Below are 373 nucleotides of genomic sequence, written 5' to 3'. Positions count from 1 at the left end.
TCGCCGGGGCACAGTGCGAGGTCGTGGAGCTGGGCGGCACGGCGCCGCGCTCACGTGGCCCTGTATTCGAGGACGGCTGGGACGACGGTGTGACGGCCGTGAGCGAGGCCCTGGTGCGCATCGCGGACCGGGAGTGGGGGCGGCGCGGCGGCCGGTCGGCCGGGACTGCTGAGCTGGCCGTGCACATCGCGGACGTGAGGCAGCGTGAGCGGGCCGACCTGGTGCGGCTGGAGAGGTTCGTCCGGGAGGTCGTGCTGCCGCGTACACACCCGAACACCACGCAGCGGCGCAAGGCGCTGGAGGCGCTGGGTGAGGCCGGCGGCCTGTGCACCGCGCGGACACGGAACTCAGACGGGGACGTCATTGTCTGCAC

The 373-nt window shown here is 73.5% G+C and carries 1 pseudogene; it reads left to right on the top strand.

Going from position 1 to position 373, the window contains the following annotated elements:
* A pseudogene (locus AC0VY3_RS38300) lies at positions 1 to 373 on the top strand (hypothetical protein); the annotation flags it as partial.

This window comes from Streptomyces sp. iso_384 (genome assembly GCF_056172905.1).
Note: the sequence above shows the minus strand (reverse complement) of the source record. Positions and strands in the feature narration are given on the sequence as shown.